Raw genomic sequence first — 23,008 nt, 5'->3', positions numbered from 1 at the left:
CGGCGGGTGGTCGGCGGGGTCCCCGCCGCTCACGGCCCGTCGAAGTCCGCGATGGTCTCCTCCGCCGGGCGGCCGAGACCGTCGAGGCCTTCCTGCGCCAGGCTGAACAGCCCCGGGTGGTTGCGGGCCCCGGGCAGGGAGAGGGCGGTCCGGAACTCCTGCCGTGCCTCGGCGTGACGGCCCGCCGCCGCGTAGGTGCCGCCGAGCCGGATACGGACCTTCATCTCCAGCCCCGTGTTCGTGTGCGGGGTGAGTGTGGCCAGGGCCTGGTGGTGGGTGTCGACCGCGGAGTGCATCCTTCCCCGGATGTGCTCCACGGTCGCCAGCCGCGACAGGCTCCCCGCGTGCAGCGGCAGGTCGTCGGCCTCACGCGCCAGTTCGGCCGCCCGCCGCAGCAGCTCCTCGGCCCGCGCGTGGTGGCCGACGGCCAGGTGGGTGTCGGCGGTGAAGCACAGGACGTTGCTGATCACCCTGGGCCGTCCGCCCTTCTCGGCGAGGGCGAGGGCGGTCGCGTCGTGCTCGAACGCCTCCTCGTGCCGCCCCTGACGGGAGCGGATCGCGCCGAGGCTGCAGAGCGCCATCCCGGTCAGCCAGTCGTCGCCGAGCCGGGCCGTCAGCTCCACCGCCTCGCCGAGGTGGGCGACCGCGGCCCCGGTCTCGCCCAGCCCCCACTCGGCGACGCCCAGCCCGGTGGTCGCCCGGGCCCGTTCCCGCAGATCGTCCCGGCCGTGGAGGTGGCGCAACGCCTCGGTGAACCAGGTGTGCGCCCGCCGGTGCCGCCCCTGGTAGACGTCGGTCATTCCCAGGGAGTTGCGCAGCGAGGCGGGCATCCGCGGATCGGTGGCCCGCTCCGCGCAGGGCAGCGCGAGGCTCAGCACGGTACGGCAGTCGTGGTACTGCCCCTGGCGGACCAGATGGCCGACCAGGGCGTCGGCGATCCGGCAGGCGTCGTCGAACTCCTCGGCGGCGATCGCGCAGGCCACCACGTCGGCCAGTTCCCCGCCCGCCGCGTTCAGCCACGCCGCGGCGTCCCGCCGGCCGCGGAAGGCGGCGCGGGCGGTGCCGGAGCCGGCCGGGGAGTCATCGGTCTCCTCCTCCCCGGCGACGAGACCCGCGGCCGTGTAGAGGCCCAGCACGGCGCGGAGGTCCGCAGCGGCCTGCTCGGGCGCTTCACCGGCGAGACGCCGCGCGTGGGCCCGTACGAGATCGTGCAGCCGGTAGCGGCCGGGGTGGGGCTGCTGCAACAGGCTCGCGTCGACCAGGTCCTCGAGGAGGTCCTCGGCGTCCTCGCGGGAACCGCCCAGCGCGGCGGCGAGGGAGAGCTCGTCGAACTCGGAGGTCGGTACGCGGCCCAGCGCGCGGAAACCGCGCCGCAGTCCGGGCGCGAGCTGGTCGTACGACATCCGGAAGGCGGCCTCCACGCTGCGGTCCCCGGCGCGCAGCTCGCCGAGACTGCGCGCGTCGTCCGACAGCCGGCCGGCCAGCAGGGCGAGGGTCCAGGACGGGCGGTGCTGGAGCCGGGAACTCGCGATGCGCAGGGCGAGGGGCAGGCCGCCGCACCGCCGGGCGAGTGCGAGAGCCGCCTCGGGTTCGCGGTCCGCCCGCCGCTCCCCGAGGAGTTCGCGGAGCAGACCGACCGCATCGTCCGTGTCCAGCGGCTCCACGGTGATCCGCAGGTCGGCGTCGAGGCCGAGCAGCCGCTGCCGGCCGGTCACCAGGACCCGGCTCCCCGGCCCGGCGGGCAGGAGCGGACGCACCTGCTCGGCGCTGCGGGCGTCGTCGACGACGAGCAGGAGCCGCAGCGCGCTCGTGGCCGCGCGCCAGGCGGTGACCAGGTCCTCCAGATCTTCCACGTCCTCCAGGCCGTCGGGGGACTCACCGCTCCCGGCGTGGACCGCGCGCAGCAGCCGGCGCAGTGCCCGTTGCGGGCCGTCCGTCCCCTGGGAGGCGCCGTGCGCGTGGAGGTCCACGAACAGGCACCCGTCGGGGTAGGCGTCGCGAAGCGTCCAGGCGGCGCGCACCACCAGGGCGGTCTTGCCGACCCCCGCCGTGCCGTCGACCGCGGCCACGGACACGGCCTTCGGGGACGTGGGGGCGGTGAGCAGGGCGAGTTCCCTCTCGCGGCCGACCAGGCAGGCGGTGTCGCCGGGAAGGTCGTTCCGCCGGGGGAGGGTGCCACCGGGACGTCCGGAACCGGGGGACGGGCGAGGCGTGGAGGACGGGCGAGGTGTGGAGGGAGGTTCCCCGGGCCGCTTTCCCGAAGGCGCGGGGACGGCGCCCGTCCTCGGGACCGCCGCCCGGCCCAGCAGCAGCCGGTCGTCCCGGCGCAGTACGGCCTGGTGCACGCGGCGCAGTTCCTCGCCGGGCTCCACACCCAGTTCGTCGAGGAGCCGGCGCCGCGTCTCCCGGTGGACGGCCAGTGCCTCGGCCTGCCGGCCGCAGCCGTACAGCGCACGCATCCGCAGCGCGGCGAGCGGCTCGTCGTGCGGCTGGGCCAGGGGCGCGGCCAGGAGCTCGTCGAGCGCCTCGAGCGCGTCCGGGCAGCGGCCGAGCGACAGCAGGCACTCCACCCGGTCCTGATACAGCGTGCGCCGCTGCCGGGCGAGGCGTTGCCGCTCGCTGTCGGCGAGGGGCCCCGGCAGTCCGTGCAGCGGTTCGCCGCGGAACAGCTCCAGGGCCCGGCCGCCGTGCCGCAGCGCGGCATCGAGGTCGCCGGAGGCCTTCGCGCTCCGGCCGAGGGAGGACTCCTCGGCGAGTTCCGCGAGGTCGGTCCGCGCCCCGCCGGGCACGAACCGGTAACCGCCGCGCTCACCGCGGATCACCGAGCGGTCCGGTCCGACGGCCGCCGTGTCGAGCGTCCTGCGCAGCGCGTAGACGTAGCTCGGCAGGACCTGGTGTCCCGTGCCCGGAGGATCGGCCCCCCACACGTCGTCGAGGAGTTGGTGGTGTGTCACGACGGCGGGCGTGCGGAGGACCAGGGCGGCGAGAACCGCCTGCCGCCGTACCGGGCCGAGCGCGAGCGGCGCGTCGCCGCGACGGGCCCGGACCGGTCCCAGCAGGTCGATCCGCAACTCCCCGCCCGCACCGGCGGCCGCCCCGCCCGCACCGGCGGCCGCCCCGCCCGCACCGGCGGCCGCCCCGGCCGGTCCCTGCGCCCGCACGCCCACAGCCAAGCTCCCGTGTTCCCCGTGTTCCCGGTGTCTCTCGTGCGCTCCGCGCCTGCTCAGTGTCCGGCCACTCCTCCCGATCCGTGGTTCATCAGGATTTCAGCGGCCTTGCAGCGCATCACGGCACAGTCTGACCGGTTGCGCCGGCCGCCACCGCCGATCCGGGGGAGAGGGACCGGCCTGCCCGTGTGATCACCACCACGCGGGCCCGGAGCAGTTGCCCGCAGAACACCGAGAGAAGGACATTCCGTCATGCCGGACACCGGACGCGCACACGGCGCAGGACCGCACCCGCGGCAGTGGCCGGTCCCGGGCAACCCGTACGCCCCGGCGGGTCCGCCGCCGTCGGACCCGCCGGGCCGCCGCGGGCGCTTCGGCAGGGGACCGGCCATCGCCACGGCTCTCGTCCTCCTGCTCGTCGTGGCCTGCGCGGGGCTGTACGCCGTCACCGGTGACCGGACGGGAGGACCGTCCCGCCCGGTGGCGGAGCCGGCACCGCACCCCTCGGTGACGCCCTCCGCCGGCCGTACTCCTCCCTCCCGCACGCCCGGACACGGCCGGATACCGACGTCGGAGGAGATCAACGCGGGCCGCAGGCCGGGGGACGCGACGGCGTGGATCGCCGACGGCCCGGACGACCTGCCCCGGCGCACCGTCGCGCTCCACGATCTGTGGGTGGTCGGCGACACCGTCGTCCAGGCCGCGTACAAGAGGGTCACCGCCCGCCGCCTCTCGGACGGTGCCGTGGTGTGGAGCGTGCCGTTGCCCGCCCCGGTCTGCGAGACACCGGCCGATCCGACCCCCGACGGCAAGGTCGTCCTGGTGTACAGGAGCGGCCAGGCCGTGCGCGGGAGCCGGTGCAACCAGCTCCAGATGATCGACCTGCGGACCGGGAGGGCCGGCTGGCACAAGAAGCTCACCGAGACCGGGAACGGGGACGACACGATGATCGTGAACACCGCCATCAGCGGTGACGTCCTCGCCGTCGTCCAGAGCATGAAGGCCGCCGCGTACCGGGTCGGCGACGGCACCAGGCTCTACGGCATCCCCATGGAGAATCCCGGCGAGTGCCACCCCGACGAGGTGGCGGGCGGTCCCCGGCTGCTGGTGGGCTACGACTGCTCGATTAGCGTCGACCGCAGCAGGAACTTCAGCCAGGTCAGCGAGCTCGACCCGCGCACCGGCAAGGTCCTCTGGCGCTACCGGACCGACCGGGGCTGGAAGATCGGCAAGGCGCTCTCCGTCGACCCCGTGGTCCTCACCACCTTCCACGCCGAGGAAAGCACCGACAACTGGCGGGTGGTCGCCCTGGGGCCCGGCGGAAAGCTCCGCGCCACCGTCGACCCCAGGCAGAAGGGCTTCACGTACTGCGCCGGTGCCGGGGAGGCGGACGAGAACATGCAGAACTGCAAGGGGACCCTCGTCGACGCGCAGGCCGTCTACCTCGGAGGGACCGGCCGGGTCGGCGCCTACGACCTCGGCACCGGGAGGTTCCTGTGGGGGGTGAGGTCCGAGAGCGGCAGCACCCTCCACCCCCTGCGCGCGGAGGGCGGCGCCCGGGCGCTCGTCTACGAGGCGGCCTCGGGGAGCCGGCCGGGCGGGATCATCCGGCTCGGACCGGGGGGCGTGGACACGAAGCAGCAGGTGCTGCGGCATCCCACGTCGGCCCGCGCCGTGGAAGCCGGGATGCTCGCCGGGCACCTCGCCCACGCGGACGGCCGGATCGTCATCACGCCGGCCGTCGTGAACGGCGACGACGCGCGGCCGGAGGCGCGCATGCTGTCCTTCGCCCCCGGCCCCTCCTGAGCCGGCCCCGAGCGGCCGGAGCGGAGCGACGGCCGACGGGCCACCCCGGCGTTCGCGCCGCCGCCGTTCCCCGTGGTGACGGGACCTGACCGGGGGCCGGCGCCGCCCGCCGTGCCGCCGCTGCGCGGTGCCGGACGGGGTGCTCGGCTACAGCAGGACGAGCAGCTTGGTCCCGGGGATCAGTTTCCGGTTGACCGAGGTCGACTGGACGAACACGGTGTAGGCCGCGTTGCTCCCGGGGGCCACCGTGACCTCCGTCGCCGGCAGGCCCAGGAGCTGACGGGCGGCGGGGCCGGTGAAGACCTTCCCGGTCAGCCGGCCGGTGGCGGGGTCCTTCTCCGCCACGGCGATCTTCTTCCTGGCCTGGATCTTCTCGCGCTTGGAGAGCTCGTAGAAGGCGCAGCCGGTCGTGTACGGGTGCCCGGCGCTGGTGACGAAATCACGGATCGCCGTCTGCTGGTCCACGGGGATCAGCACGTACTTGCCGGCGTCGAGGGCCTGGAGGCTGGACTTCACGTCGGCCGTGCTGAGGTCCTGGCCCATCGCGAAGAGGTTCCTGGTCCCGCGCACGCCCTGCTCGCGGTCGCGCAGGAACCTCGTGGCGGCCGACTTGACCGTGCCGATCGCCTCTTCGACGCCCTGGGCCGAGTCGGCGTCCCAGATCGAGATGTTGCCCGTCGGGAAGCCGTACTGCTGGGCGGTGCGCTTGGCCAGGGAGTTGGGCACCATGATGGCCGACGTCCAGTGGTCCGGCAGGTTGTTCAGCTTGTCCGCGATCCTGCTCCGCCACGCGTCCAGGACGGCGCGGCCGTCGGGAAGGTGGTCGTGGCGCGAGCCCGTCTCGTCCGCGCCGGAGGCGTTCTCCTCGCCGTCGGTGACGACGACCTGGAGGAAGCTGTGCTCGCCGTACTCCTCCCATATGTGGCCGAGATCGTCGAGCGCCTTCACCGAGGCCTGGATCAGCGCGGTCGCGCCGTTCTCCACGGTGTACAGGCCCCGCATCGACGGCAGGTGCTTCACGTCCATGTCCCACACCAGGTTCTCGACCAGGTGGTCGAAGGCGTAGAGGCTGATCCGGGTCTCGTGGCCGAGCCTGTCGGACTCCTCCTTCAGCCCCTTCACGAACTCGTCCACCACACGGATGAGCTGTTCGGAATGCCCCCTCATCGAACCGGACTTGTCGATGACGAGAGCGACATGGTTCACGAAGTGCTTCTTGAGCCGGTCCTTCACGGTTGCGCTCATCGCGTCAATCCCCTTCCCCGTCGATTCCCCCCGAGAGGACCTTGGCGATGCCCTGCGCAGGCGCGGCTTTCCGCGCTCGCGCAGCCCTGCACGGGCTCCGGTCCGTTCGGATGATGGCTTCACTGTAGGGGGAGGCACTGACAACGCCCCGGCCGGACGGCCGCGACCGCCTTCCGGCAGGACGCCGACGGGGCTGGACGCCGGCGGTGAGGGATTCTGACCGTCTCCGACCGGTCCACCGCTCTTCCGGAGCGAATGCTTCACCGGCTTATCGGTCTGTCGTACGAAGCCTCATACCAGAGCGGGATGTTGGCCGGGAGAGTTCGTCAACTGCCCACCGCACGTGAGGCGCAGGCGACTACCGTCGGTGTCCGTCGGGTGACGCAGGGCCGGATCCGCCGGTCCGCCCGGCCGGTACCGCGATGACGCCTGCCCGCCTGGCGTCGCGTGCCCGCGTGGCGTCCGCCGCCACGCGTGAGCACCCGGGCCCGACGGACCAACGGACAGTGCGAGGACCTTGATGTCTCACCTCCGCGCCCCGGCCGCGCGAGCAGACCGCCGCGAGGGCGGGCGGCACGGCCGGCCGGCCTCACGGACCGCCCCCGCCCTGCCCGAGACGCACATACGGCCCCAGCTCCTGCGTCTGGCCGTGCTGCCGCCCGTGGCGGTCGCCCTCGGCGCCTGCGCGGTCGTGCTGTTCACCGTCCGCTCCACCGGCGCCCGGCCCGGCCCCGCCCTGTGGGGCGTGCTCGCCGGAGCGGCCTCGGTGGCCCTGGCGGCCGTCGTCATCGCCGCCGTCGCCGCCGGCCGCGCCGCCCGGTCCGTGCACGACCGCGTCGCAACCCTGCGCCGCAGCACCACGCGGGGCGAGAAGGAACTGCGCGCCGTGCTCGAGGCGTTGCGCCGCGGTGAGACCCCGGCCCGGCGCACGCCGCACGGCCCGCCACCGGACGACGCCGACGAGTTCGACCTGCTCGCCGCCGACCTGTCCCGCGCCCACGACGGCGCCGTCACCGCCGTCGTCCGGGCCGCTCAGCTCTCCGGCCGGGCGGGCAGCGAACAGAAACTGGAGGTCTTCGTCAACCTCGCCCGGCGCCTGCAGTCCCTGGTGCACCGGGAGATCTCCATCCTCGACGAGCTGGAGAGGGAGATCGAGGACCCCGATCTCCTCAAGGGCCTCTTCCACATCGACCACCTCGCCACCCGCATCCGCCGCCACGCCGAGAACCTCGCCGTGCTCGGCGGCGCCGTCTCCCGCCGGCAGTGGAGCGACCCCGTCGACATGACCGAGGTGCTCCGCTCGGCCGTCGCCGAGGTCGAGCAGTACTCGCGGGTCCGGCTGGTCCCCCCGGTCGAGGCCACCCTGCGCGGTCACGCCGTCGCCGACGTCATCCACCTGCTGGCCGAACTCGTCGAGAACGCCACCGTGTTCTCCGCCCCGCAGACCGATGTGCTGATGCGGGCCGGACCGGTCACCGCGGGCCTCGCCGTGGAGGTCGAGGACCGCGGGCTCGGCATGCCCGTCGCCGAGCAGGACCGGATGAACGCCCTGCTCGCCGACCCCGACCAGGTCAACGTCGCCCGCCTGCTGGCGGACGGCCGCATCGGGCTGTACGTCGTCTCCCAGCTCGCCAAGCGGCACGGCATCACCGTCCGTCTGCAGAGCAACATCTACGGCGGTGTCCAGGCCGTACTCGTCCTTCCGCGGGACCTGTTGGGGACCGCGCCGGCTCTCCCCGAGGTGTCCGGGGACCGGGCACCTCAGAACACCGGGGCCGTACCGGCGCCTGTGCCGCCCGTACGGGAAGCCACGCCCGTGCCCTCCCGGCGGGAGCCGTCGGGTGTGCCGCCCCGGCGGGAGCCGTCGGCTCCGGAGACCCCGGGAACTCCCGGCGCTCCGGGGTTCCCCCTCACCGTCGCACCCACTCCTGTCCCCGGGCCGCCGGACCCCGACGCCGGGGCGCCCGGCCTCTGGGTGCCGGCCCCCGGCCCGCAGACGCCCGCCGGGGCGGAGGGCGCGGGGCCCGTGCCGCTGCCCGTGCGGAGTTCCCGTGCGGACCGGCCCAACCCGGCCGCCGCGACTCCCGGCGTCCGGCCCGCCGACCGGGCGGCCCTCGCCGAGCACGCGGACGCCCCGCCCGTCCCCCGGCACGGCGCCGTACGCGGCACCACGGGCAAGCCCCGGCTGCCCCGCCGCCGCGCCCAGGAGCACATCGTCCCCCAGCTGCGCGGCGGTCCCGCGCCGCGCCAGGAGGCCGACCCGGACCGGCTCGTCGTCCACGACCCCGGCCTGATGGCGGCCTTCCGGCGCGGCGTCGGCCTCGCCGAGGCCCAGCAGCAGCTGGAGCGGACCGCGGACGAACCGGCGTACGGGGAACCGCTCCACCCCGCGCCCCAGCCGCCGGACCCGGCGCGCACGGATCCCCTCCGCGACGTCTCCGCCGAAGCGCACCCCCTGCCCGCGCCCCTTCCCCGCCGCACGGCCCCGCGCGGCGGAGGCGCACCGCAGGGCGACCGGCCCCTGACCGGTCCCTGACACGCCCCCTGCCCACCCCGCCCCCACACCCACCCCCAAGGAGTCGATCCACCATGGCGAGCGACGCGCCGACCGGCCACGTGTCCGACCTCGACTGGCTGATGAGCGGTCTCGTGCAGCGCGTACCGCACACGACCAGCGCGGTGCTCCTGTCCGCGGACGGACTGGTGAAGTCCGTCCACGGCCTCGACCCGGACAGCGCCGACCACATGGCGGCCCTGGCCTCCGGCCTGTACTCCCTCGGCCGCAGCGCCGGCGTCCGCTTCGGCGACGGTGGTGACGTACGGCAGGTCGTCGTCGAACTCGACTCGACCCTGCTCTTCGTCACCACCGCGGGCTCGGGCACCTGCCTCGCGGTACTGGCCGGCCGCGAGGCCGACGCCGCCGTGCTCGGCTACGAGATGGCGATGCTGGTCAAGAGCGTCCGCCCCTATCTGGTCACCGCGCCCCGGCAGCACGCCGTCGAACCCCCGACGATGAGGCGTTGAGGGGGACCGTGGCCGGCGACGGCCCCTGGCTCGACGAGGCCGCCGGACGGCTGGTGCGCCCTTTCACCGTCAGCAACGGCCGCACCCGGCCGACCGTCGCGCTCGACCTGATGTCCCAGGTGATGGCCACCGGGGTGACCCCTCTCGGCCATCTCGCCCCCGAGCACGCGCAGGCGCTCGCCCTGTGCCGGGCGCCCCTCCCGGTCGCCGAGCTCGCGGCCCGCCTGGGACTGCCGGTCGCGGTCACCAAGGTGCTGCTGTCGGACCTCGTCGACTGCGGCGCGCTGACCACCGAACCCCCCGCCGAGTTCCACCACGACCCCACGGACCGGGCCCTTCTGGAGGCAGTGCTCGATGGACTACGACGACAGCTCTGACCGCGGCCACGGCCACAACCACGGCTACGGCCACAACCACCACCGCCACGACGAGAACGGCACCGACCTGTTCCCCACCGCGCTGAAGATCCTCGTGGCGGGCGGCTTCGGCGTCGGCAAGACGACCTTCGTCGGCGCCGTCAGCGAGATCGCCCCGCTCAGCACGGAGGAACTGCTCACCACCGTCAGCGCCGCCACCGACAGCCTCGACGGCATCGAGAACAAACTCGAGACGACCGTGGCCATGGACTTCGGCCGCATCACCCTCGACCCGCAGCACGTGCTGTACCTGTTCGGGACCCCCGGCCAGGAACGGTTCTGGTTCATGTGGGACGAGCTGTGCGCGGGCGCGCTCGGGGCGGTGGTCATCGCCGACACCCGCCGCCTGGAGGAGTCCTTCGCCGCCGTCGACTTCTTCGAGGAACGCGGCCTCGGCTTCATCGTCGCGATCAACGAGTTCGACGGCGCCCACCGCTACGACCCCGAGGAGGTGCGGGCGGCCATGGACCTCCACCCCGACATCCCCGTCGTCCGCTGCGACGCCCGGATCTCCAGCTCCGGCGTGCAGACCCTGCTCACCCTCGTACGCCATCTCCTCGACCACACCCCGGCCTCCACGACGGAGTCCGGCGCCGGAGCCCGCCCATGAGCCACGGCTTCTGCCCGCACAGGGTGGTCCGGTGCGAGGCGTGAAGGAAAGCTGCGGCCGGGCTTAAGAAAGGCTCGATGGACCCGGGGCGGTGCCGTACGGCAGATTGCTGTGCGATTCCCCTCCCTCTCCCGGACGCGGGCTGCCCCGGCATGCCCGGAGCCGGGAACTCACCCCGTCAGGAGCCGTAGCGTTGAAGGCGCTGGTCAAGGAGAAGGCGGAGCCCGGGCTGTGGCTCGCGGACGTGCCCGAGCCCACCGTCGGACCCGGTGACGTACTGATCAAGGTGCTGCGCACCGGCATCTGCGGCACCGACCTGCACATCCGGGCCTGGGACGGCTGGGCGCAGCAGGCCGTCCGCACCCCGCTCGTCGTCGGTCACGAGTTCGTCGGCGAGGTCGTCGGGACCGGACGGGACGTCACCGACGTCAAGGCCGGTGACCGGGTCAGCGGCGAGGGCCACCTCGTCTGCGGCAAGTGCCGCAACTGCCTGGCCGGCCGGCGCCACCTGTGCCGCGCCACCGTCGGCCTCGGCGTCGGCCGGGACGGGGCGTTCGCCGAGTACGTCGCCCTGCCCGCGTCCAACGTCTGGGTGCACCGCGTCCCCGTCGACCTCGACGTCGCCGCGATCTTCGACCCGTTCGGCAACGCCGTGCACACCGCCCTGTCCTTCCCGCTGGTCGGCGAGGACGTCCTCGTCACCGGCGCCGGACCGATCGGCCTGATGGCCGCCGCCGTGGCCCGGCACGCGGGCGCCCGCAACGTCGTGGTCACCGACGTGAGCGAGGAACGCCTGGAGCTGGCCCGCAAGGTCGGCGCGAGCCTCGCCCTGAACGTGGCCGAGGCGACCGTCGCCGACGGCCAGCGCGAACTGGGCCTGCGCGAGGGCTTCGACATCGGCCTGGAGATGTCCGGCCGTCCCGAGGCGATGCGCGACATGATCGCCAACATGACGCACGGCGGCCGGATCGCCATGCTCGGCCTGCCCGCCGAGGAGTTCCCGGTCGACTGGGCCCGGATCGTCACCTCGATGATCACGATCAAGGGCATCTACGGCCGCGAGATGTTCGAGACCTGGTACGCCATGTCGGTGCTGCTGGAAGGCGGTCTCGACCTCGCCCCCGTGATCACCGGCCGCTACTCCCACCGCGACTTCGAGGCCGCCTTCACCGACGCCGCGAGCGGCAAGGGCGGCAAGGTCATCCTCGACTGGACCGCGTGAGCCACCGCGTCAGTCACCGCGTAAGTCCTCTGTCTCCCAAGGAGCTTCCACGATGTTCGACTCCGTGCGCGACGACCTGCGCGCTACCCTCGACGAGATCCGCGCCGCCGGCCTGCACAAGCCCGAACGCGTCATCGGCACCCCGCAGTCCGCGACCGTGAACGTCACCGCTGGCGGCCGTCCCGGCGAGGTCCTCAACTTCTGCGCCAACAACTACCTCGGCCTCGCCGACCACCCCGAGGTCGTCGCCGCCGCCCACGAGGCGCTGGACCGCTGGGGCTACGGCATGGCCTCCGTCCGCTTCATCTGCGGCACCCAGGAGGTCCACAAGGAACTGGAGGCCCGCCTCTCCGCCTTCCTCGGCCAGGAGGACACGATCCTCTACTCCTCCTGCTTCGACGCCAACGGCGGCGTCTTCGAGACCCTCCTCGGCCCCGAGGACGCGGTGATCTCCGACGCCCTCAACCACGCCTCCATCATCGACGGCATCCGCCTGTCCAAGGCCCGGCGCCTGCGCTACGCCAACCGCGACCTGGCCGACCTGGAGACCCAGCTCAAGGCCGCCGGCGACGCCCGCCGCAGGCTGATCGTCACCGACGGCGTCTTCTCCATGGACGGCTACGTAGCCCCCCTCGCCGAGATCTGCGACCTCGCCGACCGTTACGACGCCATGGTGATGGTCGACGACTCGCACGCCGTCGGCTTCGTCGGCCCCGGCGGACGCGGCACCCCCGAACTGCACGGCGTCATGGACCGCGTCGACATCATCACCGGCACCCTCGGCAAGGCGCTCGGCGGCGCCTCCGGCGGCTACGTCGCCGCCCGCGCCGAGATCGTCGCCCTGCTGCGCCAGCGCTCACGGCCCTACCTCTTCTCCAACACCCTCGCCCCGGTGATCGCCGCCGCCTCCCTCAAGGTGCTCGACCTGCTGGAGTCCGCCGACGACCTGCGCGTCCGCCTCGCCGAGAACACGGCCCTGTTCCGCCGCCGGATGACCGAGGAGGGCTTCGACATCCTCCCCGGCGACCACGCCATCGCACCCGTGATGATCGGCGACGCCGCCCGGGCGGGCCGCATGGCCGAGCTGCTGCTGGAGCGCGGGGTGTACGTGATCGGCTTCTCCTACCCCGTCGTCCCGCAGGGTCAGGCCCGCATCCGCGTGCAGCTGTCCGCCGCCCACTCCACCGAGGACGTGCACCGCGCGGTGGACGCCTTCGTGGCGGCCCGCGCCGAGCTGGACGCCTGACGCGGGTCCGCGGCACCCGTCCGGCCTGAGAGAATCGGTGCCGTGATCGAAGCGCGGCGGCTGCACATCCTCCGGGCGGTGGCGGACCACCGCACCGTGACGGCGGCGGCCGCCGCGCTGTACCTCACCCCCTCGGCGGTCTCCCAGCAGCTGACCGCCCTGGAGCAGGAGACCGGCCACCGCCTGGTCGAGCGCGGCGCCAGGGGCGTACGGCTCACCCCGGCCGGCGAGATCCTGCTCAGCCACACCAACGCCGTCCTCGCCCAGCTGGAGCGGGCCGAGGCCGAGCTGGCCGCGTACAGCTCGGGCGAGGCCGGCACGGTCACGGTCGCCTCCTTCGCGACCGGCATCACCCTCGTCGTCGCGCCCGCGCTGGCCCGCCTCGCCCGGTCGGCGCCCGGCATCCGCCTGCGCGTCCAGGACGCCGAGGGCGACGCCAGCCTGCCGATGGTCCTGGACCGCCAGGTCGACGTGGCCGTCGCCGTGGAGTACCGCGGGGCGCCCTCCGCCGACGACCCGCGCCTGACCCACGTCCCGCTGTACGCGGAGCCGTTCGACGCCGTCGTGCCGGTCACCCACCGGCTCGCCGACGCCGCGGAGGTGCCGCTCGCGGAGCTGGCCAAGGACCCGTGGATCGGCCCCTACCCCGGCAACCCCTGCCACGACGTGGTCGTCCTGGCCTGCGAGAACGCCGGCTTCCAGCCCCGGCTCGAACACTCCTCGGACGACTTCCGCGCCGTGGTCTCCCTCGCCGCGGCCGACGCCGGCGTGGCACTCGTCCCGCGCTCGGCGCTGCTCGGCACCGACCTCACGGGCGTGGTGGTCCGCCCGGTCGACGGGGTGGCCCCCACCCGCCGCGTCTTCGCCGCCGTGCGCCGGGGCGCCGAGGGACACCCGCTGATCCGCCCGGTCCTGGACGCGCTGGACGCGGCGGCCCGGGCGTGAGCCTTCGGTAACACGCTCGTCTCATGCCCGGGTTAGTTTCCCGGACATGGGACCGGACATGAGGGACGACGGCGATCGCGCGGACGTCCGCGGCGTGCCGGCGGGTGGTGCTGCCGTGAGGGTGCACCGCGTCGACGAGCACGGCCTTGCGGCACGGCTGGACGGGCTGGCCGGCCTGCTGGCCGACACCGTCGCCGACGGCGCCTCCGTCGGCTTCCTCGCCCCGCTCGGCCACGAGGAGGCCGTCGCCTGGTGGCGGGGGTGCGCCGCGGCCGTGGCCGCCGGGCGGCTCGCCGTGTGGGTGGCGTACGAGGGGGAGCGGGTGGCCGGGACCGTGAGCCTCGCCCTGCCCGGCAGACCCAACGGCCGGCACCGCGCCGAACTGGTCAAGCTCATGGTGTCCCGCCGGGCCCGCGGCCGGGGCCTGGGCCGCAGGCTCCTGGCCACCGCCGAGGAGGCGGCCGCGGCGGACGGCCTCACCCTCCTCCACCTGGACACCGAGACCGGCAGCGCCGCCGAACACCTCTACCGCTCCGCCGGATGGACCCCGGCCGGGACGATCCCCGACTACGCCGCCGACCCGGGCGGGGTGCTGCGGCCGACGACGCTGTACTACAAGCGGATCGGTGCCCCTGCCCTCGCCGGATGACTGTCAGTGGCGGCGGCTACGGTGCCTGACATGCCGGACGCAGAAGACGTACGCCGTATCGCCCTGTCCCTGCCGGACACCACGGAGAAGATCGCCTGGAGCATGCCCACCTTCCGGGTCGCGGGCAAGATGTTCGCCACGCTGCCCGAGGACGAGACCTCGATGGCGGTGCGCTGCCCCAAGGTGGAGCGCGCCGAACTGGTGCTGGCCGAGCCGGACAAGTTCTGGGTCGCCGGCCACGAGGCGCAGTCCGCGTGGGTGCGGGTGCGCCTCGCCGCGCTCGACGGCGAGGACGAGCTGCGCGACATCCTCGCCGACTCCTGGCGCCAGGCCGCCCCCACCCGCCTGCTGGAGGCGCACCCCCTGCTGGGACTCCCGGCCGGGGCTGAGCCGCCGCCCGCCGCCCGCTGACCGCCGCACAGCGGGCCCCGGCCGTCCGGCCCGGCCGCCGGCGAAAAGCGGTGCGCGACCACCGGCTCGAGTGCGGTATGGTTTTCCTGCGCGTTCGGCCGGGGGAAACCCCAGGTCAGCGGGTATCGGGACGTGGCGCAGCTTGGTAGCGCACTTGACTGGGGGTCAAGGGGTCGCAGGTTCAAATCCTGTCGTCCCGACTGGAGACGGTCGCCGATCGAGGGGCGGTTCCGGAGAGATCCGGAACCGCCCCTCGACGCGTGCGCCCACCCGGGGCGGACCGGCCGGGGGCCGGTCCGGTGGCGTCGCGGACGCCGGGGAGACCGCGTTCCAGCCCCTCCGGGACGGGAACACCGCCGACCCTGGGCACCCTCGCGCTCAGCGCCTTCTCCCCGTTCCTCACCGGTCCGGCCGGCTCCCACCCGGTGGCTCGCTCCGCCTACCGCACCGGGCAGACCGGGTCCCGGGGGCTGCTCCGGGACGATCTGGACCAGCAGTTGAGCGACGGGGAACGGCAAGGGGAGTAGCGCGCCGGAGGTTTCAGATCACGCAGCCCACGTGCGCCAGCGCCTGCTTCAGCAGCACCCCGTGCCCGCCCGGCATCTCGCTCTGCACCGCCTCGGACAGGGCCTCCCGCGGGTCGAACCAGACCAGGTCCAGCGCGTCCTGCCGGGGCCGGCAGTCACCGGTCACGGGCACGACGTAGGCGAGGGAGACGGCGTGCTGCCGGGGGTCGTGGTACGGGGTGACCCCGTGGGTGGGGAAGTACTCGGCCACCGTGAACGGCTGGAGCGAGGACGGCACCCGGGGCAGCGCCACCGGTCCGAGGTCCTTCTCCAGGTGACGCAGCAGCGCGTCCCGGACCCGCTCGTGGTGCAGCACCCGGCCGGAGACCAGCGTCCGGCTGACCGTTCCGTCGGGGCCGATGCGCAGGAGCAGGCCGACGCTGGTCACCTCGCCGCTGTCATCGACGCGCACGGGCACGGCCTCGACGTACAGGATCGGCATGCGCGCGCGAGTCATCTCGAGTTCGTCGGTCGTCAGCCAGCCCGGTGTGGTCTCGGTCATGTCAGACATTGTTTGATCATACTTTCAGCCGTTCCCGCTCCCCGGTCGGCGCTCCGCGACCGCGACCTGTGCCATGCCGCCCGGCCGTCGGCCGGCGAGGCCGCGGGGCAGCCGCAGGACCGGTCCGCCGATGCCCACCTGACCTCGGAACACGCTCCCGGCTCCTTCGCGTGCGCGCCGTCCGCCGCGCTCCATTGTGCCGACCGGTGATCACGCTGTCCGGGTTTCGCGGGAAGTGCGCGAGGTGCGGGTACGGCACAGGGGCATCGGCCGGGGCGGGACGGGCGACGAGCACGCGGACGGCCCGCCGTCGGTCACGGCCCGCCGCCCGCGGTCACGGCTTCAGCGGGTCGTGGCCGACCGTCATCAGCCGGTGCCGGAGCCGGGTGTCCTCGGCCTGGGGCTCGTTCTCCAGATCGGTCTGCGACGTCACGAGGTCCACGACCTTGCGCATCGCCCGCAGGTCGTCCTCGGTCAGGTCGGTGCGCCGCTTCTGCAGGATCGCGAGGACGTGCTGTCCGAGCGGTGAGCCCGCGTCGTCGGGCAGCGGTTCCGTCAGCTCGCCCGAGTCGCGGACCCGGAGCCAGTCCGCGAGCTCCGCGGAGGTCATGTTCACCACGCGGTGGAAGTCCTCCCACAGCGCGTCGAGTTCGAGGGCGTCGGCCATGAGGTGCCCCACTTTTCGTCGTGCGGATGTGCTTGCTTCGCGGTCGTACGGAGCGGGGGTGCCGCGCTCCTCCTCGCCGGCGCCTCCCCGCCCGCCCGGGATCTGCCCCGGGTCCTCCACGCGGGCTGCGTGGCGCGACCGCTCCCTGCGGGCGCGGGTGCCCGTGGGGAGCGGTGACAAACGCGCCCGCGGGGGCGCCGGTGGAGGCGCTGGTTCAGCGGGACAGCACGCCGTCCAGGAAGCGGGTGACGTCCGCGAACACCTCCGCGCGGTTCGTCTCGTTGAAGAGCTCGTGCCGGGCGCCCGGGTAGATCCGCTCGGTGAGCGATTTCCCGCCGAGCCGCTCGACGCCGGGGCGGCTGCCCGGCAGGGGGACCAGCCGGTCGTCGTCGCCGTGCACCCACAGCAACGGGAGTCCGCCGACGTCGCCGCCCTCGGCCACGGTCCGAAGGGTCCGTACGAACGCCTCGGCCGTCGGCCGCTTCATCGGGCCGTGCCACACCAGCGGGTCCGCCGCGTAGGCCGCGCCGACCGCCGGGTCCCGGGACAGCGCGGCCGGGCTGACCGGGGTGTCCGGGATCTCCTCCAGGGCGAGCAGCGTGCGCGGCAGCTCCCAGTCGCCGATGACGGGCCCGGACAGCACCAGCGCGGTCAGCTCGCCGGGGTGGCGCTGGGCGTAGCGGGAGGCGATCAGGCCGCCCATCGAGTGCCCGACCATGACCACCGGCAGGTCCGGGTGGGCGTCCCGGGCCCACTCGGCGAGGGTGTGCACATCGGTGACGACGTCCTCGAAGTCCTCGATCAGCACCCGCTCGCCGTCCGACCGGCCGTGCCCGGCGTGGTCGACGCCGAACACGGCCGCCCCGTGCCGGGTCAGGACGCCGGCCACCTCCTCGTAGCGCCCGATGTGCTCGCCGTAGCCGTGCACCAGCAGTGCCGTGTACGCCGGCCGGGCGGCGGGCCAGGTGCGGGCGGCCAGGCGGCCCCGGGTTCCGGTCAGGACGTGCTCGCGTGCCTCGGTCATGTCGCCTCCGGCTGCGTCGGTGAAGGTCGTCGGGGGATCTTCCCAGGGAGCCGCCCGGCGGTCTATAGTCCAAAACTAGCAGTGCTAATTAAGGTGTCTGTCCGAGCGACGACGGTCAGGAGTACCCCGTGCGTCCCGTCCACTTCGCGGCCGCCCGCCGCACGCCGATCGGCAAGCTCCGCGGCGCCCTGTCCACCGTGCGGCCCGACGACCTCGCCGCCGCCGTGATCCGCGGCCTGGTCGCCGACGTGCCCGCCCTCGACCCGGCCCGCATCGACGACGTCTACTGGGGCGCCGCCAACCAGGCCGGCGAGGACAACCGCAACGTCGCCCGCATGGCCGCCCTGCTCGCCGGCCTGCCCGAGACCGTGCCCGGCGCCACGGTGAACCGGCTGTGCGCCTCCGGCCTGGAGGCCGTGACCACCGCCGCCCGCACCATCGCCGCGGGCGAGGCCGACGTCGTGCTGGCCGGCGGCTCGGAGTCGATGAGCCGCGCCCCCTTCGTGCTGCCCCGCCCCGACGAGGCCCTGCCGCACCGCATCGAGACCGCCGACACCCGGCTCGGCTGGCGCCTGGTCAACCCCGCGATGAAGGAGCTGCACGGCCTGCTGGCCATGGGCGAGACGGCCGAGGAGGTCGCCGAGCGGTACGGCGTCACGCGCGAACGCCAGGACGAGTTCGCCCTGCGCAGCCACCGGCTCGCCGCCGAGGCCCGCAAGAACGGCCGCTTCGACGACGAACTCCTCCCCGTCGAGCGCCCCGACGGCGTGGTCGTCGACACCGACGAGTGCGTCCGCGAGGACACCTCCCTGGAGAAGCTCGGCCGCCTGAAGCCCGTCTTCCGCGCCGGCGGCACGGTCACCGCGGGCAACGCCTCCCCGATGAACGACGGCGCCGCCGGCCTCCTGCTGGTCAGCGAGGAGGCCCTGAACGACCTGGGCCTGGAGTCGCTGGGCCGCTACGTGGCCGGCGCCTCGGCCGGCGTCCACCCGGACGTCATGGGCATCGGCCCGGTCCCCGCCACCCGCAAGGTCCTCGCCCGCGCCGGCTGGAGCGTCGACGACATCGCGGAGGCCGAGTTCAACGAGGCGTTCGCCGCCCAGGCCCTCGCCTGCGTCGACCGGCTCGGCATCGATCCCGGCCTGGTCAACCCCACCGGCGGCGCCATCGCGCTGGGCCACCCGCTCGGCTGCTCCGGCGCCCGCATCCTCACCACCCTGCTCCACCGCATGCGCCGCACCGGCGCCGCCCGCGGACTCGCCACCATGTGCGTCGGCGTGGGGCAGGGCAGCGCGGTGCTCGTCGAACGGCACTAGGGGCGTCCGGCACCCCGGTTCCCCCGCGCCACCCATCCCTCTGCAGAGCCGCAGCAAGGAAACGGAGCAACACCCATGGCAACCCTCTCCGTCGCCGCCATCCTCGCCGAGAACGCCCGGCGCCGCCCCGACAAGGAGGCGCTGGTCGAGGGCGACCTGCGGCTGACCTTCGCCGAGGTGTGGCGGCGGGCCCGCGCCCAGGCGGGGGCCCTGGTGGGCCTGGGGATCCGGCCGGGGGACCGGGTCGCCCTGATGGCACCGAACACCGCCGACTTCCCGCAGGCGTACTACGCCGTCGCCGCGGCCGGCGCCGTCGTCGTCCCCGTGCACCTGCTGCTGTCCCCGGAGGAGGTCGAGCACGTCCTCACCGACAGCGGCGCCACCCTGCTGCTCGTCCACCCGGCGCAGGCGCGGACCGCGGAGCCCGCCGCACGCGCCGCCGGCGTACGGGCGGTCCTCCTGGGCGACGAACTCGGCAAGCTCGCCGCGGACGCCGAACCCCTGCCCTCGTACGTCACCCGCGACGCCGACGACCCGGCCGTCGTCTTCTACACCAGCGGCACCACCGGCGTCCCCAAGGGCGCCGTGCTCAGCCACTTCAACCTGGTGATGAACGCGACCGTCAACGCCTTCGACGCCAACGACATCCGCTCCGACGACATCGCGCTCGGCGCGCTGCCGCTGTTCCACGCCTTCGGCCAGACCGTCTCCCTCAACTCCACCTGGCGCGCCGGGGCGACCCTCGTCCTGCTGCCCCGCTTCGACGCGGCCCGCGCGATCGAGCTGATGGTGAAGGAGAAGGTCAACACCTTCCACGGGGTGCCCACCATGTTCGTCGCCCTCGCCGCCGCGGCGGCCGACGCCGGCGCCCTGCCCGAGCTGCGCGTGTGCGTCTCCGGCGGCGCCTCGCTGCCCGTCGCCGTGCTGGAACGGTTCGAGACGGCCTTCGGCGCGAAGATCTACGAGGGATACGGACTGTCCGAGACCTCCCCGGCGGCCGCCGTCAACCAGCCCGTGTTCGGCGCGAAGCCCGGCACCATCGGCCACCCCCTGTGGGGCGTGGACGTGGAGATCGCCCGCGCGGAGACCGAGGACCGCGTCGAACTGCTGCCGCCCGGCGAGCTGGGCGAGGTAGTCGTACGCGGCCACAACGTCTTCTCCGGCTACCTCGGCCGCCCCGAGGCCACCGCCGAGGCGCTCGTCGACGGCTGGTTCCGCACCGGGGACCTCGGCACCAAGGACGACGAGGGCTTCCTGCGGATCGTCGACCGGAAGAAGGACGTCGTCATCCGCGGCGGCTACAACGTCTATCCGCGCGAGGTCGAGGAGGTGCTGATGCGCCACCCCGGCATCGCCCAGGTCGCCGTCATCGGCCTGCCGGACGAGCTGCACGGCGAGGAGGTCTGCGCCGTGGTCGTCCCCGCGCCGGGCGCGGCACCGGAGGCCGGCGAGGTCGTCGAGTGGTCCCGGCAACACCTCGGCAAGTACAAGTACCCGCGCCGCGTCGAGTTCACCGACGAGCTGCCGCTGGGGCCGAGCATGAAGGTGCTGAAGCGGGAGCTGCGGGCGCGCTACGGCGGCCGGTAGGCGTCCGCCCGGCCCGCGGATCCGCGGGCCGGTGCTCATCCGGCGAGACGCCCCCCGTGGCGAGGGTGAGGTGCGCCTAGCATCGGTGCCCGCAATGGACATCATCACGCAGTGGCACCTCACCGGCTGGGAATTCGCCGCCCTGGCCTTCGCCGCCCTCCTCGTCGGCTTCTCCAAGACGGCCGTGAGCGGGGCCAACACGGTCAGCCTCGCGATCTTCGCGGCGGAGCTGCCGGCCCGCGCCTCCACCGGCGTCCTGCTGCCGGTGCTGATCGCCGGTGACCTCCTGGCCGTCCTCACCTACCGGCGGCACGCGCACTGGCCCACCCTGTGGCGGCTGTTCCCGGCGGTCGGGGCCGGAGTGGCCGTCGGCACCGTCTTCCTGGTGTGGGCGGACGACGCGGCCGTACGGACGTCGATCGGCGTGATCCTGCTGTTCATGGCCGGGGTGACGGTGTGGCGCAGACGCCGGACCGAGGCGCCCGGCCCGCCGGAGGAGGTCACCTCACGGGCCGGCCGCGCCAAGGCCCGCTCGTACGGGGTCCTCGGCGGCTTCACCACCATGGTCGCCAACGCGGGCGGCCCGGTGATGTCGCTGTACCTGCTCTCCGCCGGCTTCCGCAAGCTCGGCTTCCTGGGCACGTCCGCCTTCTTCTTCCTGATCGTCAACGTCTCCAAGCTGCCCTTCAGCGCCGGCCTCGGACTGATCGACCGCCACTCGCTGCTCCTGGACGCCGTGCTGGTGGCGTTCGTGGTGCCCGGAGCGGTGATCGGCAAGTGGGCCGTGGAGAAGATCGACCAGCGGCTCTTCGAACGACTGGTCATCGCGGCCACGGTGGTGGGGGGCCTCCAGCTGCTGCTGCGCTGACGGGCCGTAGTCTCGGCGTCATGTCGTCCCGGCCCTCCCCGCACGTGCTGATCCTCGGCGGCACCACCGAGGCCCGCCGCCTCGCCGCCGTCCTCGCGGACCGGCCCGGGGTGCGGGTGACGACCTCGCTGGCGGGGCGGGTGACCCGGCCGGGCACGGTCGACGGCGAGGTGCGCGTCGGCGGCTTCGGCGGACCCGAGGGGCTCGCCGGGTGGCTGCGCGAGCGGCGGCCGGACGCCGTCGTCGACGCGACCCACCCCTTCGCCGAGAGGATCACGGCGAACGCGGCACAGGCCGCGGCGGCCACCGGCACGCCCCTGGTGGTGCTGCGCCGGCCGGGCTGGCGGCCCGGCCCCGGCGACCGCTGGCACCCGGCCGGGTCCCTCGCCGAGGCGGCCGGGCTGCTGCCGGATCTCGGCCGCCGCGTCCTGCTGACCACCGGCCGCCTGGGCCTCGCCGCCTTCGCCCATCTGACCGGCCTGCACTTCGTCGCCCGCTCGGTGGAGCCGCCCGAGCCGCCCCTGCCGCCCGGCACCCGGGTGCTCCTGGCCCGCGGCCCGTTCACGCCGGCCGGCGAGAGAGCCCTGCTGCGGGAGCACCGCATCGACGTGGTGGTGACCAAGGACAGCGGGGGAGAGGCCACCGCCGCCAAGCTCACGGCGGCCCGGGACCTCGCCCTGCCGGTGGTGGTCGTCCGCCGGCCCCCGCTGCCGCCGGGGGCGGACGTCGTGCCCGACGTGCCCGGCGTCCTGCGGTGGCTGGGTCTCACCGGGGCGTGAGGTGCCCGGCACGCGGGGCTCCGGCACCGCGCGTACGCGGACGGCGGCGCGACCGCGGGTGCCCGGCGGACGGCCGGTGCCGTGCCCGGAGGGAGGCCGACGCGGAAACCCGGAGGGAGGCCGGGCGCCGCCCGGCGGACAGACCCTACCTGTCCCCCGGGTTGCGCCGCAGCAGGTACGTGTCCATGATCCAGCCCTTGCGTTCGCGGGCCTCGGCGCGCAGCCGCTCGATGCGGGGCGCGGCCTCGGCGATCGGGCCGGAGACGAGGATCTCGTCCGGGGTGCCCAGGTAGGCGCCCCAGTAGATGTCGATGTCCTGGTCCGTGTACCGCCGGAAGGCCTGGTGGGCGTCGAGCATCACCACCACGTCGTCCACCCCCTCGGGCAGGCCCTCGGCGAGCCTGCGCCCGGTGGTGATCTGCACCGGACGCGCCACCCGGTTCAGCCCGGTCCGGTGCCGGGCCACCAGCGAGGAGACGCTGCTGATGCCGGGCACGACGTCGTACGCGAACGTCACCGTGCCGCGCTCCAGGATCTCCTCCAGGATGCCCAGCGTGCTGTCGTACAGCGCCGGGTCGCCCCAGACCAGGAAGGCGCCGCTCTCGTCCTCGCCCAGCTCCTCGGCGATCAGCCGCTCGTAGATCCCGGCGCGGGCGCTGCGCCAGTCCCCGACGGCGGGGGAGTACGCGGCGCCGCCCGCGCTCCGGTCCCGCTCGGGGTCGCGCGCCTCGACGATCCGGTACGTGCCCTCCGGGACGTGCGTCTCCAGCATCTCCCGGCGCAGCCGCACCAGGTCCGCCTTGGCCTCGCCCTTGTCCAGGACGAAGAACACGTCCGTGCTCCGCAGCGCCCTGACCGCCTGCAGGGTCAGCTGGTCGGGGTCGCCCGCGCCGATTCCGATCACATGAATTGTCCGCACGCCCCGAGTCTGCCGTACGCCCCTGACGGCGCCGGGGCC

21 protein-coding genes, 1 tRNA gene and 1 pseudogene are annotated in these 23,008 nt (G+C 74.2%); 16 read left to right on the top strand and 7 right to left on the bottom strand.

What is annotated here, in order from left to right:
• Positions 1-29 precede the first annotated feature (29 nt).
• Entirely contained in the window at positions 30-3,167 is a 3,138-nt protein-coding gene (locus ACFYOJ_RS21725) for a BTAD domain-containing putative transcriptional regulator (RefSeq protein ID WP_356554755.1), read from the bottom strand.
• A gap of 252 nt (positions 3,168-3,419) precedes the next feature.
• On the opposite strand from ACFYOJ_RS21725, the gene ACFYOJ_RS21720 reads away from it, so the two are divergent.
• A complete protein-coding gene (locus tag ACFYOJ_RS21720; protein ID WP_356554638.1) occupies positions 3,420-4,973 on the top strand; it encodes a PQQ-binding-like beta-propeller repeat protein in 1,554 nt (517 codons plus the stop codon).
• A 147-nt stretch (positions 4,974-5,120) separates the two neighbouring features.
• Here the strand turns inward: ACFYOJ_RS21720 and ACFYOJ_RS21715 are convergent, their stop codons facing one another.
• Positions 5,121-6,218, bottom strand: a complete 1,098-nt coding sequence (locus ACFYOJ_RS21715; protein ID WP_356554639.1) for a VWA domain-containing protein — start codon at positions 6,216-6,218, stop codon at positions 5,121-5,123.
• A gap of 520 nt (positions 6,219-6,738) precedes the next feature.
• On the opposite strand from ACFYOJ_RS21715, the gene ACFYOJ_RS21710 reads away from it, so the two are divergent.
• The 11 genes and pseudogenes from ACFYOJ_RS21710 to ACFYOJ_RS21660 form a co-directional block, all read left to right on the top strand.
• Positions 6,739-8,754 (top strand): ATP-binding protein, encoded by a 2,016-nt coding sequence (locus ACFYOJ_RS21710; RefSeq protein ID WP_356554641.1) that lies wholly within the window; start codon positions 6,739-6,741, stop codon positions 8,752-8,754.
• A 53-nt stretch (positions 8,755-8,807) separates the two neighbouring features.
• Complete coding sequence (locus tag ACFYOJ_RS21705) at positions 8,808-9,242, top strand: roadblock/LC7 domain-containing protein (protein WP_356554643.1); 435 nt, start codon at positions 8,808-8,810, stop codon at positions 9,240-9,242.
• Complete coding sequence (locus ACFYOJ_RS21700) at positions 9,239-9,619, top strand: DUF742 domain-containing protein (protein WP_356554645.1); 381 nt, start codon at positions 9,239-9,241, stop codon at positions 9,617-9,619. Before ACFYOJ_RS21705 ends, ACFYOJ_RS21700 begins: the two co-directional genes overlap by 4 nt.
• Positions 9,597-10,268: an ATP/GTP-binding protein gene (locus tag ACFYOJ_RS21695; protein ID WP_356554646.1), complete on the top strand. Its 672-nt coding sequence runs from the start codon at positions 9,597-9,599 to the stop codon at positions 10,266-10,268. Before ACFYOJ_RS21700 ends, ACFYOJ_RS21695 begins: the two co-directional genes overlap by 23 nt.
• 193 nt (positions 10,269-10,461) lie before the next feature.
• The gene (gene tdh, locus ACFYOJ_RS21690) at positions 10,462-11,490 is read left to right on the top strand and encodes an L-threonine 3-dehydrogenase (RefSeq protein WP_356554647.1); all 1,029 of its coding nucleotides are present in this window, start codon (positions 10,462-10,464) and stop codon (positions 11,488-11,490) included.
• 52 nt (positions 11,491-11,542) lie between these two features.
• The gene (locus ACFYOJ_RS21685; protein ID WP_356554649.1) at positions 11,543-12,736 is read left to right on the top strand and encodes a glycine C-acetyltransferase; all 1,194 of its coding nucleotides are present in this window, start codon (positions 11,543-11,545) and stop codon (positions 12,734-12,736) included.
• 42 nt (positions 12,737-12,778) lie between these two features.
• Complete coding sequence (locus ACFYOJ_RS21680) at positions 12,779-13,681, top strand: LysR family transcriptional regulator (RefSeq protein ID WP_356554650.1); 903 nt, start codon at positions 12,779-12,781, stop codon at positions 13,679-13,681.
• Between the two features lie 115 nt (positions 13,682-13,796).
• Positions 13,797-14,330 (top strand): GNAT family N-acetyltransferase, encoded by a 534-nt coding sequence (locus ACFYOJ_RS21675; RefSeq protein WP_356554756.1) that lies wholly within the window; start codon positions 13,797-13,799, stop codon positions 14,328-14,330.
• A 30-nt stretch (positions 14,331-14,360) separates the two neighbouring features.
• Positions 14,361-14,741: an MmcQ/YjbR family DNA-binding protein gene (locus ACFYOJ_RS21670; RefSeq protein WP_356554652.1), complete on the top strand. Its 381-nt coding sequence runs from the start codon at positions 14,361-14,363 to the stop codon at positions 14,739-14,741.
• Positions 14,742-14,867: 126 nt separating this feature from the next.
• A tRNA-Pro gene (locus tag ACFYOJ_RS21665) sits at positions 14,868-14,941 on the top strand.
• Positions 14,942-15,103: 162 nt separating this feature from the next.
• Positions 15,104-15,268, top strand: a pseudogene (locus ACFYOJ_RS21660) (Na+/H+ antiporter subunit G); the annotation flags it as partial.
• Positions 15,269-15,281: 13 nt separating this feature from the next.
• On the opposite strand, the gene ACFYOJ_RS21655 reads toward ACFYOJ_RS21660, so the two are convergent.
• From ACFYOJ_RS21655 to ACFYOJ_RS21640, 4 genes are all read right to left on the bottom strand, one after another.
• Positions 15,282-15,809, bottom strand: coding sequence for an NUDIX hydrolase family protein (locus ACFYOJ_RS21655; protein ID WP_356554653.1), 528 nt, complete (start codon positions 15,807-15,809; stop codon positions 15,282-15,284).
• A 24-nt stretch (positions 15,810-15,833) separates the two neighbouring features.
• Positions 15,834-15,962 carry a hypothetical protein gene (locus ACFYOJ_RS21650; RefSeq protein ID WP_356554655.1) on the bottom strand — a complete coding sequence of 43 codons (129 nt, stop codon included), beginning with the start codon at positions 15,960-15,962 and terminating at the stop codon, positions 15,834-15,836.
• A 181-nt stretch (positions 15,963-16,143) separates the two neighbouring features.
• Positions 16,144-16,476, bottom strand: a complete 333-nt coding sequence (locus ACFYOJ_RS21645) for a DUF3140 domain-containing protein (protein WP_356554657.1) — start codon at positions 16,474-16,476, stop codon at positions 16,144-16,146.
• Positions 16,477-16,690: 214 nt separating this feature from the next.
• A complete protein-coding gene (locus tag ACFYOJ_RS21640; RefSeq protein WP_356554658.1) occupies positions 16,691-17,500 on the bottom strand; it encodes a lysophospholipase in 810 nt (269 codons plus the stop codon).
• A gap of 128 nt (positions 17,501-17,628) precedes the next feature.
• Between ACFYOJ_RS21640 and ACFYOJ_RS21635 the strand changes: the two genes are divergently transcribed.
• The 4 genes from ACFYOJ_RS21635 (at position 17,629) to ACFYOJ_RS21620 (ending at position 22,050) form a co-directional block, all read left to right on the top strand.
• On the top strand, positions 17,629-18,816 hold the full coding sequence (locus tag ACFYOJ_RS21635) for a thiolase family protein (protein ID WP_356554660.1): 1,188 nt from the start codon (positions 17,629-17,631) through the stop codon (positions 18,814-18,816).
• Positions 18,817-18,891: 75 nt separating this feature from the next.
• Positions 18,892-20,403, top strand: coding sequence for a long-chain fatty acid--CoA ligase (locus ACFYOJ_RS21630; protein ID WP_356554662.1), 1,512 nt, complete (start codon positions 18,892-18,894; stop codon positions 20,401-20,403).
• Positions 20,404-20,497: 94 nt separating this feature from the next.
• Entirely contained in the window at positions 20,498-21,271 is a 774-nt protein-coding gene (locus ACFYOJ_RS21625; RefSeq protein ID WP_356554663.1) for a sulfite exporter TauE/SafE family protein, read from the top strand.
• A gap of 20 nt (positions 21,272-21,291) precedes the next feature.
• Positions 21,292-22,050 (top strand): cobalt-precorrin-6A reductase, encoded by a 759-nt coding sequence (locus ACFYOJ_RS21620; protein ID WP_356554665.1) that lies wholly within the window; start codon positions 21,292-21,294, stop codon positions 22,048-22,050.
• 145 nt (positions 22,051-22,195) lie between these two features.
• Here the strand turns inward: ACFYOJ_RS21620 and cobF are convergent, their stop codons facing one another.
• On the bottom strand, positions 22,196-22,969 hold the full coding sequence (cobF, locus tag ACFYOJ_RS21615) for a precorrin-6A synthase (deacetylating) (RefSeq protein ID WP_356554667.1): 774 nt from the start codon (positions 22,967-22,969) through the stop codon (positions 22,196-22,198).
• Between the last annotated feature and the right edge of the window lie 39 nt (positions 22,970-23,008).

Source organism: Streptomyces sp. NPDC006384 (assembly GCF_042870695.1).
GTDB lineage: Bacteria > Actinomycetota > Actinomycetes > Streptomycetales > Streptomycetaceae > Streptomyces.
This window is presented reverse-complemented; position numbering and strand designations above follow the sequence as displayed.